Origin of the sequence: Oceanimonas baumannii (assembly GCF_002245495.1) — a bacterium.
GTDB classification, from domain to species: domain Bacteria; phylum Pseudomonadota; class Gammaproteobacteria; order Enterobacterales; family Aeromonadaceae; genus Oceanimonas; species Oceanimonas baumannii.
The window spans coordinates 258,531-274,544 of the sequence record NZ_NQJF01000001.1 but is presented as its reverse complement, the minus strand read 5'-3'; the positions used below and the strand labels follow the sequence as shown (position 1 = coordinate 274,544).

Here is a 16,014-nt window from a genome sequence, read left to right as displayed (position 1 = left end):
CTCATGGCATTGTTACAAATTTCCGAGCCGGGCCAGAGCGCGGCTCCGCACGAGCATAAGTGGGCCATTGGCATCGATCTGGGCACGACCAACTCGCTGGTTGCCGTGGTGCGCAGTGGCCTGGCTGAAACCCTGGCCGATGAACAGGGCAGGGAGCTGCTCCCTTCGGTGGTGCACTACACCCAGGATGAGAAACGTGTTGGCTACAACGCCAAGCACGAAGCAGAGCTGGATCCGCAAAACACCATTGTCTCGGTGAAACGATTGCTGGGTAAGGCTCTGGCCGATGTGCCGGTGCACAAGCTGCCTTATGATTTTCGTGACACCGGTGCCGGCATTATTGAGCTGAATACGCCCCAGGGCGTGAAGAACCCGGTGCAGGTATCTGCGGATATTCTGGCTGAGCTGAATGACAGAGCGGTGCAAGCGCTGGGCAACCCGGTGGAAGGGGCGGTGATCACGGTGCCGGCCTATTTTGACGACGCTCAGCGTCAGGGCACCAAAGATGCGGCTCAGCTGGCGGGGCTGAATGTACTGCGCCTGCTTAATGAGCCGACCGCTGCCGCCATCGCCTATGGCCTGGATTCCGGGCAGGAAGGGGTGATTGCGGTCTTTGACCTGGGCGGCGGCACCTTCGACATTTCCGTTCTGCGTCTGCACAAAGGGGTGTTTGAGGTACTGGCCACGGGCGGTGATTCTGCCCTTGGCGGAGATGACTTTGATCACGCCCTGGCCGACTGGATTCAGGCTCAGGCCGGCGTGACCGAGCTGACACCGGCACAGCAGCGTAACCTGCTGGATGCCGCCAGCGCGGCCAAAATTGCCCTGACCGACAGCGACACGGTTACCGTGTGCTGGCAGGAGTGGCAGGGTGAGCTGACCCGGGAGCAGTTCAACGCGCTTATTCAGCCCTGGGTTAACAAAACCCTGATGGCTTGCCGCCGTGCACTGAAAGACGCCGGGGTGACACAGGATGAAGTACAGAATGTGGTGATGGTGGGGGGCTCCACCCGGGTGCCGCTGGTGCGGACGCGAGTGGGTGAGTTCTTTGCCCGCGAGCCGCTGACCAGCATCGATCCCGACAAGGTGGTGGCCATTGGTGCCAGCATTCAGGCCGACATTCTGATTGGTAACAAGCCTGACAGCGACATGCTGCTGCTGGATGTCATTCCGCTGTCGCTAGGTCTTGAAACCATGGGTGGCCTGGTGGAAAAGGTCATTCCCCGCAATACCACTATTCCCGTGGCCCGGGCGCAGGAGTTTACCACCTTTAAGGATGGTCAGACGGCGATGGCCATTCATGTGGTGCAGGGAGAGCGCGAGCTGGTGGCTGATTGCCGCTCTCTGGCCCGCTTTGAACTGACCGGTATTCCGCCGATGGCGGCCGGTGCCGCTCATATCCGGGTGATGTTTCAGGTTGATGCCGATGGGCTCTTGTCTGTCAGTGCCCTGGAAAAATCGTCCGGGGTGCAGGCCAGCATTGAGGTCAAACCCTCTTATGGCCTGAAGGAAGAAGATATTTCCAGCATGCTTAAGGCTTCTTTTGAGCATGCCGAAGAAGACATCGCTGCACGTATGCTGGCGGAGCAGAAAGTAGAAGCGGCCCGGGTGGTGGAAAACATCATCAGTGCGCTGCAGGCCGATGGTGATGAACTGCTCAGCGAGCAGGAGCAGGCTGCGGTGATTGCCTCGCTGGAGGCGTTGCAACAGGCGGCTCAGGGTGATAATGCGGACGCCATTAAAGCTGCCATTGAACAAACCGACAAACAAACGGCCGATTTTGCCGCCCGCCGAATGGATGCTTCCATTCGCAAGGCGCTGGCTGGTCAACGAGTGGACAAGGTGTAACCATGCCGAAAATTGTTTTTTTGCCTCATGCCGAGCTTTGCCCCGAAGGGGCGGCCGTCGATGCCCAGAACGGTGAAACCGTACTTGATGTGGCACTGCGTAATGGTATTGATATTGAGCATGCCTGCGAAAAATCCTGTGCCTGCACCACTTGCCATGTGATCGTGCGGGAAGGTTTTGACTCGCTGGAAGAAAGCACCGAGCTGGAAGACGATATGCTGGACAAGGCCTGGGGTCTTGAGCCGGAATCAAGGCTGGGCTGTCAGGCGGTCGTTGACAACGAAGATCTGGTGGTGGAGATTCCGCTGTATACTGTCAACATGGTGTCGGAAAGCCACTGATCCGGTAAGCATAACGGGGATAATAAGGAGCCAATATGAGCCTTAAATGGACCGACAGTCAGGACATTGCCCTGGCATTGCTGGAAGATTACCCCGAGGTGGATCCTAAAACCGTACGCTTTACTGATTTGCACCGGTGGATTTGTGATCTGGACGAGTTTGACGATGAGCCGGAGCACTCCAATGAGCGTATTCTGGAAGCGATCATTCTCGCCTGGATGGATGAATACGATTAACTGAACGCTGTCAGCTTTAAGCCGTAAGCGCCAGTCTGCTGACTGCATATAGCTTTATTAAGAGCCACAGTGATACTGTGGCTTTTTTGATCCGAACAAACGATGTTTATCGAATAACAAGGAGTCATGATGTCTGCAACCATGAAGGTGATGCTGACTACCGACGCAGCCCCAGCTTGCTGGGGCGACAAAGCGTTACTCAGCTTTCAGAATGACGAGGTGCGGGTGCACCTGGATGGCCATGGTGAGCCGGCGCGCCGGGTACAACAGGCCGGCCGCAAGCTCGACGGCATGGGGATCAAGGATGTGGCGCTTTGTGGTGACGACTGGACCCTTGAAAACAGCTGGGCTTTTGCGCAGGGTTTCTACAATGCCAAGGGCGGCCAGCAGCTTGAACTGGCGGAGCTGAGCGCTGACGATCTGGCGGAGTTTAATGCCCGCAGCACGGCCATCAACTGGGTGCGGGAAATGATCAACGGTACGCCCGAAGATATCTATCCGGCATCGCTGGCGACCGAAGCGGGCAAGTTTATTCAGTCCCTGGCCCCGGAGGCGGTGACCTACCGGATTTACAGCGGTGAACAGCTCAAAGATCTGGGTTATACCGGTATTTATGAAGTGGGCCGGGGCAGCAGCCGCCCGCCCACACTGCTGGAGCTGGATTTTAACCCTGGTGACAATGCCGAGGCCCCTGTGGCGGCCTGCCTGGTAGGTAAGGGGATTACCTTTGACTCCGGCGGTTACAGCATAAAACCTTCAGACGGCATGTCGGTGATGAAATCCGACATGGGCGGGGCCGCCACCGTAACCGGTGCACTGGCGCTGGCCATTGCCCGTGGTCTGAGCCAGCGGGTAAAACTGTTTCTGTGTTGTGCCGAAAACCTGGTATCGGGTCACGCCTTTAAGCTGGGCGATATTCTGACCTACCGAAATGGCCTGAGCGTAGAAATTCTGAATACCGATGCGGAAGGCCGGCTGGTTCTGGCCGACGGTCTGCTGGCCGCCTCTGCTACCGGTGCGCCTTTTATTCTGGATGCCGCCACGCTCACCGGGGCAGCCAAAATGGCTCTGGGCCGGGATTATAATGCGGTGTTCAGTATGAATGAAGAGCTGGCGCTGCAAACGGTGCAGGCAGCGAAAGCGGAGGGCGAGAAAGCCTGGTCATTGCCGCTGGAGCCGTTCCATCAGGGCCTGTTGCCTTCTGCCTTTGCGGATATGGCCAATGTGCATGCCGGGGAAGGTCAGGCCGGCGCATCCACGGCGGCCGCGTTCCTGTCCCGGTTTGTGCCGGATAATGGCTGCAATTGGGTGCATATGGATCTTTCTGGCTCTTATCAGAAAGTGCCCAATGATCTCTGGGCTGCCGGTGGTAAGGGGCATGGGGTGCGTACCATTGCCGCCATGCTGGCGCAGGTGTCCGGGGCGCAGGCAGAATAAAAATCGTTGCGGGCGGTGTTAACTCGCCGCCGCTTTTCGTATAATCCGCGCGTTTTTACTATCGAAAACAGAACCTGTTGATTTAAAGGATACCCCTATGGCTATCGAACGTACCTTTTCTATCGTCAAGCCCGACGCTGTTGCCAAAAACCTGATCGGCGCCATCTATGGCCGTTTTGAGTCTGCTGGTCTGAAAATCGTTGCTTCCAAAATGGTTCACCTGAGCCGCGAGCAGGCTGAAGGCTTCTACGCTGAGCACAGCGAGCGTCCTTTCTTCAAGGCGCTGGTTGACTTCATGACTTCTGGTCCTGTGATGGTTCAGGTACTGGAAGGTGAAGATGCCGTTCGTCGCAACCGTGAAATCATGGGTGCTACCAACCCTGCCGATGCGCTGGCTGGTACTCTGCGTGCCGACTACGCCGACAGCATCGACGAAAACGCTGTGCACGGCTCCGATGCTCCCGAGTCTGCTGCCCGCGAAATCGCTTACTTCTTCAGCGACGAAGAAGTTTGTCCGCGTACTCGCTAATCGCGAGTAAAGGGCATAAAAAGGCGCTTCGGCGCCTTTTTTTATATCCGGTTCGGATGAACTGAGACTTGAGGAGCTTTGATTGGTATCAGACGGACCCGGTTTCGCTTGCCACTGGCAACCCGATGCTAAACTCTGTACAATTTCGCGCCCTGTGGGCTCTGGTCAAAACGCGTGAGGCAACCGATGAGTGAAACCAAAATTAATCTGCTGGATCTGGATCGTGACGGCATGCGAGCACTCTTTCAGGAGATGGGAGAGAAACCTTTCCGTGCCGATCAGGTGATGAAGTGGATTTATCATTTCGGTTGCGATGACTTTGATCAGATGACCAATATCAACAAGGTATTGCGTGGCAAGCTGAAAGCGCGTGCCGAAATTCGCGCACCTGAGATCAGTGTCGAGAAAAAGTCGGCCGATGGCACCATCAAGTGGGCCATGATGGTGGGCGATCAGGAAGTAGAGACGGTGTATATTCCCGATGGCGACCGTGCCACGCTGTGCGTGTCGTCTCAGGTGGGTTGTGCGCTGGACTGCAAGTTCTGCTCTACTGCCCAGCAGGGATTTAACCGTAATTTGAAAGTGTCGGAAATTATCGGCCAGGTCTGGCGTGCGGCCAGCCGGGTAGGGTTTGTGCGAGACTCTGGTCGCAAGCCCATTACCAATGTGGTGATGATGGGCATGGGCGAGCCTTTGCTTAACCTTAATAATGTGGTGCCGGCCATGCGGCTGATGCTGGAAGACTATGGTTTTGGTCTGTCCAAGCGCCGCGTTACCCTGTCTACTTCCGGCGTGGTTCCGGCTCTCGACAAAATGGCCGACATGATCGATGTGGCGCTGGCGGTATCGTTGCATGCCCCTAACGACAAGCTGCGCTCCGAGATCATGCCGATCAACGACAAATATAATATTGCCGAGCTGATTGCCAGTATTCGTCGTTACTTGGCGGTGTCCAACGCCAACCACGGCAAAGTGACCATTGAATATGTGCTGCTCGATCATGTGAATGACGACATGCAGCACGCCCATGAGCTGGCCGAGCTGCTCAAGGACTTGCCCTGCAAGATCAATCTGATCCCGTTCAACCCCTTCCCGGGTAACCCCTACGGCAAACCCAGCAACAGCCGCATTGATCGCTTCAACAAGGTGCTGATGCAGTATGGCAATACCGTGACCATTCGCAAGACCCGCGGAGACGACATTGACGCGGCCTGTGGTCAGCTGGTAGGGGATGTGATCGACCGTACCAAGCGCACCATGAAAAAACGGATGCAGGAACAAAGTATATCCGTCACAATGGTTTAACTTCAAAGAACACGGGCGGAAGAGGAATGGAAAGGGCCCTTCTGTTGCCGGCGGTACTGGTGGCAAGCACGCTGGCCGGCTGTGTCAGTGAAACGGTTAACCTGAGTCAGGGCCGGCAGGTGGCAGATGTGACCTTCGAACCAGCTCAGGCGGCACAGGCCCGTATGAACCTTGGCCTGGCTTACTTGCGTCAGGGAAATACCGGCCAGGCCAAATTTAATCTTGAGCGTGCACTGGAGCAGGATGACAGCAATCCTGATGTTTATCTGGCGCTGGCCTACTTTTACCAGACGGTGGCGGAATATGACAAGGCAGAGCAGCACTATCAGCAGGTGTTGCGGCTGGACCCTCAGCATGGTGACGGACTGAACAATTACGGTGCTTTTTTGTGTGCTCGGGAACAATTTGCCCGGGCTGATGTCATGTTCAGCAGGGCAATGGCCGCATCAGGCTATGCCAGAGTCGCTGACACCCTTGAGAACGCCGCTTTGTGTGCGGTTAAAAATGGTCGTGAAAGCGCTGCACGGGAATACTATCGCCGGGCGCTGGAGTATAGTCCTGACAGGCAACAGGTGTTGCTTGGTCTTGCCGGACTGGAGCTCGAGCGTAATGAGCCGGCGATGGCCCGGGTTTATCTTGAACGTTACCAGCAGCAACATGCACCCAGTGCGCAAAGTTTATGGCTGATGGTGCAGAGTGCAAATGCGCTGGGCCTGAGAGCGCAGTCCCGAGAGACGGGGGCCGAGCTGGTACGTTTATTTCCGGATTCAGAACAAGCCGAGCGATTCCTGACACATGACAACGAATAATCAAGAACAGTTTCCTTCGGGAGAAGAACAAAATAACAGTGGTACCGGCCCCGGCAACATGCTGCGGGAAGCGCGTGAAGCCCGAGGTTGGAGCCAGCAGGAAGTGGCTCGCCGGCTGAACCTGCGCCTGGCCGTTATTGAGTCTATCGATCAGGACCACTATAAAGCTGGTGTGGCACTGACCTTCTTGCGGGGCTATGTAAAAGCCTATGCCAAGCTGGTGGGCGTAAACGAGCAACAGACACTGGCTGCCTTTGACGGTATGGCCGGGATGGCGCAGTTGCGCAGTGCCGGGCCGGCTCCGATGCAAAGCTTTTCTAAAAAGACCCGCCAGCAGGCCAGTGATAAGTGGCTGAAACTCATCAGCTGGCTGGTGGTACTGGGGCTGGTGGCCTCACTGGTATTCTGGTGGTGGCAAAACAGCGGTGCCGGTTATGACTTCAGGGAGTCGGCTTCTATTGCAGACGAGCCGGCGTTAACGCAAGCCCCGGTTGCTGATTCTGCCGAGCCGGTGGCAGAGGCATTGCCGGAAGCCGGCGCAGACCAGGCACCTATTGCCGGAGCTGAGATTGAGAACGCAGAGACGGTTTCTTCTCCTGTTGCCGTTAACGAAGAGCCGGTTGCCGATGAAGTGTCTGCAGAGCCTGTGGAGCAGGTGCCGGCCGTAGACGAAATCACCCCTGAGGCGGATCCCGAGCTGCTGGTGCTGGGCTTTAGTGCCGACTGCTGGATAAAAATTACTGATGCTGAAGGCCGGGTGTTATCTGAAGGGGTGAAAACCGCCAGCGACCGCCTCGAGCTCAAGGGCAAACCGCCGTTCCGGCTGGTGCTGGGTGCACCGCAGGCGGCCAGTGTCGAATACCTTAACAAGGTAGTGGATCTGTCTTCTTTTCGCGCCGGACGGGTTGCCCGCCTGACCGTGCCGCAATCCTGATGTAACGAACAAGAGCGAACCATGTCCCAACACGAATCTCCCATTATCCGCCGCAAGTCCAAGCAAATTCGTGTCGGCTCCGTGCTGGTGGGAGGCGACGCCCCCATCAGTGTGCAGACCATGACCAACACCTTAACCACGGATATAGAAGCCACGCTGGCCCAGATCCGGGCGGTAGAAAAAGCCGGTGCCGATATTGTACGAGTATCTGTGCCCACCATGGAGGCGGCCGAAGCCTTTAAAGTGATTCGTGCCGGCACCAGCATACCGTTGGTGGCCGACATTCATTTTGACTACCGCATTGCGTTGCAGGTAGCCGAATACGGTGCTGACTGCCTGCGTATCAATCCGGGCAATATTGGTCGGGAGGATCGCGTTCGGGCTGTGGTGGACTGTGCCCGTGACAAGGGCATTCCCATTCGTATCGGAGTCAACGGTGGCTCGCTGGAAAAGGATTTGCAGGAAAAGTACGGTGAGCCGACCCCCCAGGCGCTGGTGGAGTCAGCTTTGCGCCATGTCGAGATTCTGGATCGACTCAACTTTGATCAATTCAAGGTCAGTGTGAAAGCCTCGGACGTGTTTCTGGCTGTGGGGGCCTATCGCGAGCTGGCCCGTCAGATTGAGCAGCCGCTGCACTTGGGCATTACTGAAGCCGGTGGTTTTCGCAGCGGTGCAGTGAAGTCTGCCATCGGCCTGGGCATGCTGCTGTCGGAAGGGATTGGCGATACGCTACGTATTTCCCTGGCTGCCGATCCGGTGGAAGAGATCAAGGTTGGCTTTGATATTCTTAAGTCCCTGCGGATCCGCGCCCGTGGCATTAACTTTATCGCATGTCCGTCCTGTTCGCGTCAGGAGTTTGATGTTATCGGCACCGTGAATGCCCTGGAAAACCGGCTGGAGGACATTATTACTCCCATGGATGTGTCCATTATCGGCTGTGTGGTCAATGGTCCGGGAGAAGCGTTGATTTCTGATCTGGGACTGGCTGGTGCGCAGCGCAAAAGCGCCTTTTACGAGGGTGGCGAGCGGGTAGGACGGCTTGATAACACCGGGTTGGTCGATGCTCTGGAAGCACGCATTCGCGCCAAGGTTGCCATGATGGATCCCGCTGCCCGCATACCTGTGCAGGACAAAGACTGAACCACGCTTTTTACTCAATTGATTTAACACAGAGAACTTTTTTGTGGCCAAACAAATTCAAGCAATCCGAGGAATGAACGACTGCCTGCCGGAGCAGACTCCGGCCTGGCAACAGGCGGAAGCCGTGCTGCGCAACACCATGAGCGCCTACGGTTACAGCGAAATTCGCCTGCCCATTATGGAAGTGACCGGCCTGTTTCAGCGCGCCATCGGCGAAGTCACCGATGTGGTAGAAAAGGAAATGTATACCTTTGAAGACCGTAGCGGCGACAGCCTGACCCTGCGGCCCGAAGGAACGGCGGGTTGTGTACGTGCCGGCATTGAACATGGCCTGCTGTACAACCAGGAGCGACGCATGTGGTATATGGGCCCCATGTTCCGCTATGAGCGTCCGCAAAAAGGCCGCTATCGGCAGTTTCATCAGTTTGGTGTGGAAGTGTTTGGTCTGCATGGTCCGGACATTGATGCCGAGCTGATTACACTCACCGCCCGTTTCTGGAAGGCGCTGGGCGTGAGCGAGCATCTGACCCTGCAGCTAAACAGCCTGGGGCAGCCCGATGAACGGGCGAAATACCGGCAGGCACTGGTAGACTTTCTGCTGCAGCATGAAGACCGCCTGGATGAAGACTGCCGCCGGCGGATGCACACCAACCCGCTGCGGGTACTCGACAGCAAGAACCCTGAAGTACAGGCATTGCTGACTGACGCCCCTGTGCTGTCCGACTATTTCGGCGAAGAGACAAAGGCGCATTTCGAAGGGCTGCAGGCGTTGCTGAGAGCGGCCGGCATCGGCTTTGAAATCAACCCACGGCTGGTGCGCGGCCTGGACTACTACAACCTCACCGTATTTGAGTGGGTGACCGAAAGTCTGGGTGCTCAGGGCACCGTCTGTGGCGGCGGCCGTTACGATGGCCTGGTTGAGCAGCTGGGCGGTCAGGCCACGCCGGCGGTGGGATTTGCCATGGGAATGGAGCGGCTGGTGCTGTTGCTGGAAACGCTGAACCTGGTACCGGAGGAGCCGGCCCAGGCCGATGTGTATGTGGCCATGATGGGAGACAGCACACGGGTGGCAGGCTTTGCCCTGGCCGAGTTGCTGCGCGACTCATTACCCGGCCTGCGGGTGATGAGTCACTGTGGCGGTGGCAACTTTAAAAAACAACTCAAGCGGGCCGACAAAAGCGGTGCTGCCGTGGCATTGATCCTCGGAGAGGATGAAGTCGCCAATGGTCAGGTCACGGTGAAATATCTGCGCGGGCAGGGTGAACAACAGACCCTTGCCCAGAGTGAGCTGGTTAAACTACTCGAACAGAAGGGGATTTGAGTTGGATATTTACAGCACAGAAGAACAACAGATTGAAGCCATCAAGCGCTGGTGGCACGAATACGGCAAGGCCATTATTCTGGGCTCTGCCATTGGCCTGGCGGGCCTGTTTGGCTGGCGTTATTACCAGTCTCATCAGATGGAAAACCGTTCTGCCGGTGCAGAGGCCTTTGAACAGGTAAGCCGGGATCTGGCCACGCAGGGCAGTGCGGCTTTTGACCGTGCCGCTGCTTTTGTCAGTGAGAATCAGGGCAATAACTACGGCGAGCTGGCGGCCATGTTGCTGGCGGCGGAAGCGGTGAAGGCCGATGATCTGGCCCTGGCCAGAGCTCAGCTGGAGCAAGCTCTGGCGGGTACCAAGGATGCTGTGCTGAGTAATACTATTGCGCTGCGCCTGGCCCGGGTGCTGATTGCTGCCAACGAACTGAGCCTGGCGCAGACTCAGCTCGACAAGGTAACCGGCGATGCCTTTACTGCACAAAAAGCGGAAGTACAGGGAGACCTTTATCTGGCGCAGAACCAGCCCGATCAGGCCCGCACCGCCTATGAGCAGGCCCGCACCGCCGGCGGAGTAGCGGAAAACCCGGCCCTTGCCCTGAAACTCGATAATCTGGCCGCGGCATCGCCTCAGGGAGAATAAGCATGAGTAAATCGCTTCACACTTTGCTTCCGCTGGCACTGGCATTGAGCCTGGCAGCCTGCTCCAGTCAGACGCCGGTGGCACCGCCCAGCTCCTTGCCCGATATTGATAATGCCTTTGATATCGATACCCGCTGGTCATCGTCGGTAGGCAATGGCGTTGGGGATTATTATTCCCAGCTGCGTCCGGTTGTTGAAGGCGACCGTCTGTTTGCTGCGTCACGCAATGGGGTCGTCAAGGCCTTTGATGCTGATAACGGTGATGAGCTTTGGGAAGCCGAGCTGGACGAACTGGAGATAAATCAAAATCAGCGCAGCCCGCGCCTTGCCGGGGGGCTGAGCGCAGCCTACGGCAACCTTTATTTCGGCTCGGAAAATGGTGTGGTATATGCGCTTTCCCAGTCTGACGGCACCTTGCTCTGGACGCAGAATGTGCCCGGCGAAGTGCTGGCCGCGCCGGCAGTGGATGAAGGTAAGGTGGTGGTACACACCAGCGCCGGCAATCTGGTTGCGCTTGACTCTGCCACTGGCGAACAGCAGTGGCTGCTGCGCAACGAGCAGCCCAGTCTGACCTTGCGCAGTATGGCGACGCCGATTACCGCCGGCGGTGCCGTGCTGTACGGCCGGGCAGACGGTCGGCTGGGTATTGCCCTGCTGGCCAATGGCCAGCCGGTACGTGATACCCGTATCGCCAGTCCCAAAGGGGCCACCGAGCTGGAGCGCATGGTTGATGTGGCCGCCAGACCGGTGATCCTGGGCGATATTTTGTTCAGCATCGCTTATAATGGACAGCTGACCGCACACCAGCTGATTTCCGGCCAGCAACTGTGGAAACGCCAGTATCAGGGGTCGGAGGATCTGAGTACCGATGGCCGCCTGCTGTTTATCACTGACAGCCGCAGCCATGTGTTTGCGGTGGATGCCCGCAGTGGCAGTGAAGTCTGGTCTAATACCGGGCTGGAGAACCGCCATCTGACCGCACCGGCGGTATTTGGTGATTATCTGGTGGCAGGAGATGCGGAAGGTTACCTCTACTGGCTGGATCGCAGCACCGGCAGACTGGTGTCGCTGGAGCGCGTTGACAGTGCTGGCCTGTATGCGGCCCCGGTGGTCGCCGGAGATACGCTTTATGTGCAAAGCCGTGATGGTGAGCTGATGGCGATAGCCCGCCCCTGAGTGAGTTCCACGGTATTGCCCTCGGCTCCTGATCCCAACAATCAGGAGCCGTTATTGTTTTTTGGAGATGTTTTTTATGATGCCAGTTGTGGCTCTGGTGGGCCGCCCCAATGTGGGCAAATCCACTCTTTTTAACCGCCTTACCCGCACCCGCGATGCGCTGGTGGCAGACTTTCCGGGACTGACCCGGGATCGGAAATATGGCCAGGCCCGTTTTAATGAACTGGAATACATCGTGGTGGATACCGGTGGTATCGACGGCAGTGAGCAGGGTATTGAACTGGAAATGGCGTCGCAGTCACTGGCTGCCATCGATGAAGCCGATGTCGTGCTGTTTATGGTGGATGCCCGCGCTGGCCTGACCTCTGCCGACGAAGCGATTGCCGCTCATCTGCGTCGCTGTCAGAAGAAAACCCTGCTGGTCGCCAACAAGACGGACGGCATCGATGCGGACTCAGCCATCGGTGAATTTTATCAGCTGGGACTGGGGGATATTTATCAGATCGCCGCCGCGCACGGCCGGGGTGTGCTGACCTTGCTGGAAACCGCTCTGGCACCGCAGCTTGAAGAGTTGTCTGCCGATGCTGATGGCGAAGATGATGCCATGGCCGACGACGAAGACGAGCTGGAATTTGATGATGCCATGCTGGAAGACGCCATGGCGGTCATTGATGAGGTGATCGAGGAAGACGCCCTTCCTTTTGAAGATGCCCCCATCAAGCTGGCGATTGTGGGCCGTCCCAATGTGGGCAAGTCGACCCTGACCAACCGCATTCTGGGTGAAGAGCGGGTGGTGGTGTATGACATGCCCGGCACTACCCGGGACTCGGTGTATATTCCCATGCAACGGGATGAGCAGGATTATGTCCTGATCGACACGGCAGGTGTACGTCGCCGCGGCAAGGTCCATGAGGCAGTAGAAAAGTTCTCGGTGATCAAGACCCTGAAAGCCATTGAAGATGCCAACGTGGTGTTGCTGGTGCTGGATGCACGAGAAGGGATTTCTGATCAGGATCTCAGTTTGCTGGGCTTTGTGCTGAATGCCGGCCGCAGTATTGTGCTGGCGGTGAACAAATGGGATGGCCTGAGCCAGGATGTGCGCGATGATATCAAGCGAGAACTGGACCGGCGTCTGGGCTTTATCGACTTTGCCCGGTTGCACTTTATTTCAGCACTGCACGGCAGTGGTGTCGGCAACCTGTTTGAGTCGGTGAAGGAAGCCTATGCCTCGGCCACCAAACGGGTGAATACTTCCATGCTGACCCGCATTATGCAGATGGCTCAGGATGATCATCAGCCGCCGCTGGTGCGTGGTCGCCGGGTCAAGCTCAAGTACGCGCATGCCGGGGGCTATAACCCGCCGCGTATCATTGTGCATGGCAATCAGGTGAAAGATCTGCCCGATTCTTACAAGCGTTATCTTATTAACTATTTCCGCCGTTCACTGCAGGTAGTGGGAACCCCCATCCGGGTGGAGTTTCAGGAAGGGGATAACCCTTACGCCGGTCTGAAGAACAAGCTGACCGCCACCCAGCTGCGCAAGCGCAAGCGTCTGATGAAACACATCAAGAAAAGATAAACAGTGATAAAAAACGCCGGCCAAGCCGGCGTTTTTGTTTGATGGCCAAGCCTATTCTTCAGGCCTTACACTGGATATTTTTCTCTGACGCCGTTTTCAGCTCTCGTCATCTCCACGCAGGCGGAGATCCAGTACATGCAGCACCGCCCTCAATCACAGCTCAGGATCAGCAGAGCCGCAAAAAACAGGTCCCTCAGTCGCCAGCCCTGGACTCCCTCCTGCGAGGGAGTGACGAATAATAGGGTCATCTCCGCGCAGGCGGAGATCCAGTACATACAGCACCGCCCTCAATCACAGCTCAGGATCAGCAGAGCCGCAAAAAACAGGTCCCTCAGTCGTCTGTCCTGGACTCCCTCCTTCGAGGGAGTGACGAATAGTGGTGTCATTCCTCAGCCGTTTGCCCTGGATTCCTTTCTACGAGGGAGTGACGGATAATGATGTCATCTCCACGCAGGCGGAGATCCAGTACATAAAGCACGGCCCCAACCACAACGCCGGATCTGCTGATGGGCCATGATTTTGCACCCTGCCAAAGTCCCGCCTAGGCTTGGTATAAATAACGACCCATTAATCTATGGAGGAAATTATGTACAAGTCTTTGTTGGTGGCGGTAGATGGCTCCGGGCCAGGCCGTAAGGCGCTGGAACTGGCCTGTCATCTTGCCAAGGTGGATAACGCCGAGCTGCATATTTTACATGTACCCGAGGTATTGCCTCATGAGGCCACGCTGATCTGGGGCATTGGGGCCGTGGCAATCGGTGATGAGTTGAAGGAAATGGAAGTCCTTGCTAACCGTATTATGACCGGTGCCGAAGGCGAGGCCAAAAAACTGGGCGTGAACAATATTCATACCCATGTGGAAAAGGGTGAGCCCGCCCGGACCATTCTGAAGCAGGCCGAGGTCCTGAGTGTTGAAGTTATCGTGCTGGGTACGCGCGGGCTGGGTGATCTGGCCGGGCTGGTAATGGGCAGTGTCTCACACAAGGTGGCCAGCAGCGCCAAGTGTGGTGTGATCACTATTCGCTGAATCTGTTATTCAAAGCTGGCCTGAGTCAGAAAATAGGTGGTGCTTCTGCGCAATATTTTCCGCCGCACATCCTGCATCATCAGGCGGCGGCGTGAGCCGGCAGCCGGCTTGTGTTGTTTGGGCAGCTTGCGTTTTCTCTTCAGCATTACAGTTATCCTTTATTGTGATGGCCGCCGCAGGGCGGCACTTCATGTATTATCAGCCGACGATAACGGCGTAAAGTGACAATCCTGTTAAAGCGCCGATTCTGTTGGCTGGCTCTCATGTTGCGCGGCAGTCAGGCTGTTGTCTGTTGTCGGTTTATACAGCCATTGCAGGCTTTGATAATACTGCCGTATGTTGTTTACAAATTTTTGTGCTTCCCGGCCGCGGGCATAGCCATAGCGGGTTTTCCGGTGCCAGGCCGGTTGATGCAGTAACGGCAGGTTTTCCTTTACTTCTGCCCAGGCATCCGGGTTCTGACCTCTCAGCCGGGTGATGCGACGGGCATCCAGTAAATGTCCCAGACCAATGTTGTAGGCCGCCAGCGCAAACCAGACTCGCTCGCCTTCCGGAATACTTTCCGGCAGCCGCTCAATCAGGGAATCCAGGTAGCTGGCTCCGCCACGAATGCTTTGCTCCGGATCCAGCCTGTTATCCACACCAACCTGGCGGGCGGTGTCTTCGGTCAGCATCATCATTCCGCGTACGCCGGTATAGGACTGGGCATCCGGTTCCCAATGGGACTCCTGATAACTCACTGCTGCTATCAATCGCCAGTCCAGCTGGCCGGCATGACGTTCAAACAGAGGGCGATACTGCGGCAGCAATGATTCAGCCCGGCGTAAAAAGGTGCGTGTGTCAACGTAATCAAAGTCCTGAATATGACCAAAGTACTTTTCATTCAAGCGGGCCAGGGTACCGTTTTCACGTTGCCCGGAGAAATAGTCCAGCATGGCGGCCAGCAAGCTGTCGTCGTCGCGCTGGTCCATGACCCAGGAGACCGGCTGAGAGTCAGGCAGGCTAAAGGCAGCATCAATACCGGGGTAATAACGCTGAGTACGGGCCAGCAGGGTATCTTCCACCAGGGTATAATCGGCACGGCCTTCCGCTACCTGGCGGAGCAGATCTTCCGCATCGGTATCCTTCAGAGGCTCCCAGCTGAGCTCCGGCTGGTTTTCCTGCTGATGTCCGAGCCACTCGGCCTGGCTGGAGCCGGCCATGACTTTAATGGTGCCATTCAGCTGTTCCAGTTCCTGAGGGCGGGCTTCGCCCTTGCGATACACCAGGGTCTGCGCGACTTCATACAACGCCGGCCCGAAACGATAATGCTCACGCCGTACCAGGGTACCAACCAGGCCGGCGGCCAGCATATCGACCCGGCCATGGTCAAGCAGGGCAAACAGCTCTTCCAGGCTGTATACCGGCACCATGGTCAGGCGAACGCCCAGGTGATCGGCAAAGCCCTGGGCCAGTTCATAGTCCAGCCCTTCTTCCTGCTCATTACGCAAAAAGTAATAAAGCGGGTGATAAAGGGTGCCGACCCTCAGCTCTCCCCGAGCTTGAATATGAGCCTGCTGGGTGCTGGCGGGTTGGTCGGTATCACAGCCGCCGAGGGCCAGCAGGGCAAGCAGCAGTGCCGTTCCGGTAAACATTCGCATGGTCAGCAATGGCAACTCCTGATATGAAAACTCCGGCATTTTATAGCAAAAGC

General features: G+C 56.8%; 16 protein-coding genes. 14 read left to right on the top strand and 2 right to left on the bottom strand.

Features of this window, described 5'->3' with window-relative positions:
* Positions 1-3: 3 nt before the first annotated feature.
* The 14 genes from hscA (at position 4) to B6S09_RS01235 (ending at position 14,321) form a co-directional block, all read left to right on the top strand.
* Positions 4-1,848 carry a Fe-S protein assembly chaperone HscA gene (hscA, locus tag B6S09_RS01300; protein WP_094276685.1) on the top strand — a complete coding sequence of 615 codons (1,845 nt, stop codon included), beginning with the start codon at positions 4-6 and terminating at the stop codon, positions 1,846-1,848.
* 2 nt (positions 1,849-1,850) lie between these two features.
* Positions 1,851-2,189 (top strand): ISC system 2Fe-2S type ferredoxin, encoded by a 339-nt coding sequence (fdx, locus tag B6S09_RS01295; RefSeq protein ID WP_094276684.1) that lies wholly within the window; start codon positions 1,851-1,853, stop codon positions 2,187-2,189.
* 35 nt (positions 2,190-2,224) lie between these two features.
* Complete coding sequence (gene iscX, locus B6S09_RS01290; protein ID WP_094276683.1) at positions 2,225-2,425, top strand: Fe-S cluster assembly protein IscX; 201 nt, start codon at positions 2,225-2,227, stop codon at positions 2,423-2,425.
* Between the two features lie 129 nt (positions 2,426-2,554).
* Positions 2,555-3,862, top strand: a complete 1,308-nt coding sequence (gene pepB, locus B6S09_RS01285) for an aminopeptidase PepB (protein WP_094276682.1) — start codon at positions 2,555-2,557, stop codon at positions 3,860-3,862.
* A 97-nt stretch (positions 3,863-3,959) separates the two neighbouring features.
* The gene (ndk, locus tag B6S09_RS01280) at positions 3,960-4,391 is read left to right on the top strand and encodes a nucleoside-diphosphate kinase (protein WP_094276681.1); all 432 of its coding nucleotides are present in this window, start codon (positions 3,960-3,962) and stop codon (positions 4,389-4,391) included.
* Positions 4,392-4,577: 186 nt separating this feature from the next.
* Positions 4,578-5,696 (top strand): dual-specificity RNA methyltransferase RlmN, encoded by a 1,119-nt coding sequence (gene rlmN, locus B6S09_RS01275; RefSeq protein ID WP_094276680.1) that lies wholly within the window; start codon positions 4,578-4,580, stop codon positions 5,694-5,696.
* Positions 5,697-5,722: 26 nt separating this feature from the next.
* Positions 5,723-6,505, top strand: coding sequence for a type IV pilus biogenesis/stability protein PilW (gene pilW, locus B6S09_RS01270; RefSeq protein WP_094276679.1), 783 nt, complete (start codon positions 5,723-5,725; stop codon positions 6,503-6,505).
* Complete coding sequence (locus B6S09_RS01265) at positions 6,492-7,439, top strand: RodZ domain-containing protein (protein WP_094276678.1); 948 nt, start codon at positions 6,492-6,494, stop codon at positions 7,437-7,439. Before pilW ends, B6S09_RS01265 begins: the two co-directional genes overlap by 14 nt.
* Positions 7,440-7,460: 21 nt before the next feature.
* Complete coding sequence (gene ispG, locus B6S09_RS01260; protein ID WP_094276677.1) at positions 7,461-8,579, top strand: flavodoxin-dependent (E)-4-hydroxy-3-methylbut-2-enyl-diphosphate synthase; 1,119 nt, start codon at positions 7,461-7,463, stop codon at positions 8,577-8,579.
* 43 nt (positions 8,580-8,622) lie between these two features.
* Entirely contained in the window at positions 8,623-9,900 is a 1,278-nt protein-coding gene (hisS, locus tag B6S09_RS01255; protein ID WP_094276676.1) for a histidine--tRNA ligase, read from the top strand.
* Position 9,901: 1 nt separating this feature from the next.
* Positions 9,902-10,540 (top strand): YfgM family protein, encoded by a 639-nt coding sequence (locus B6S09_RS01250; protein WP_094276675.1) that lies wholly within the window; start codon positions 9,902-9,904, stop codon positions 10,538-10,540.
* Positions 10,541-10,542: 2 nt separating this feature from the next.
* On the top strand, positions 10,543-11,715 hold the full coding sequence (gene bamB / locus B6S09_RS01245) for an outer membrane protein assembly factor BamB (protein WP_094276674.1): 1,173 nt from the start codon (positions 10,543-10,545) through the stop codon (positions 11,713-11,715).
* Positions 11,716-11,791: 76 nt separating this feature from the next.
* A complete protein-coding gene (gene der, locus B6S09_RS01240; RefSeq protein WP_094276836.1) occupies positions 11,792-13,294 on the top strand; it encodes a ribosome biogenesis GTPase Der in 1,503 nt (500 codons plus the stop codon).
* 586 nt (positions 13,295-13,880) lie between these two features.
* Positions 13,881-14,321 (top strand): universal stress protein, encoded by a 441-nt coding sequence (locus B6S09_RS01235; RefSeq protein ID WP_094276673.1) that lies wholly within the window; start codon positions 13,881-13,883, stop codon positions 14,319-14,321.
* Positions 14,322-14,326: 5 nt separating this feature from the next.
* On the opposite strand, the gene B6S09_RS18400 is transcribed toward B6S09_RS01235, so the two are convergent.
* Together B6S09_RS18400 and mltF are read right to left on the bottom strand one after the other, a co-directional pair.
* On the bottom strand, positions 14,327-14,467 hold the full coding sequence (locus tag B6S09_RS18400; protein ID WP_166670248.1) for a hypothetical protein: 141 nt from the start codon (positions 14,465-14,467) through the stop codon (positions 14,327-14,329).
* Between the two features lie 87 nt (positions 14,468-14,554).
* Positions 14,555-15,961 carry a membrane-bound lytic murein transglycosylase MltF gene (mltF, locus tag B6S09_RS01230; protein ID WP_243832766.1) on the bottom strand — a complete coding sequence of 469 codons (1,407 nt, stop codon included), beginning with the start codon at positions 15,959-15,961 and terminating at the stop codon, positions 14,555-14,557.
* Positions 15,962-16,014: the final 53 nt, after the last annotated feature.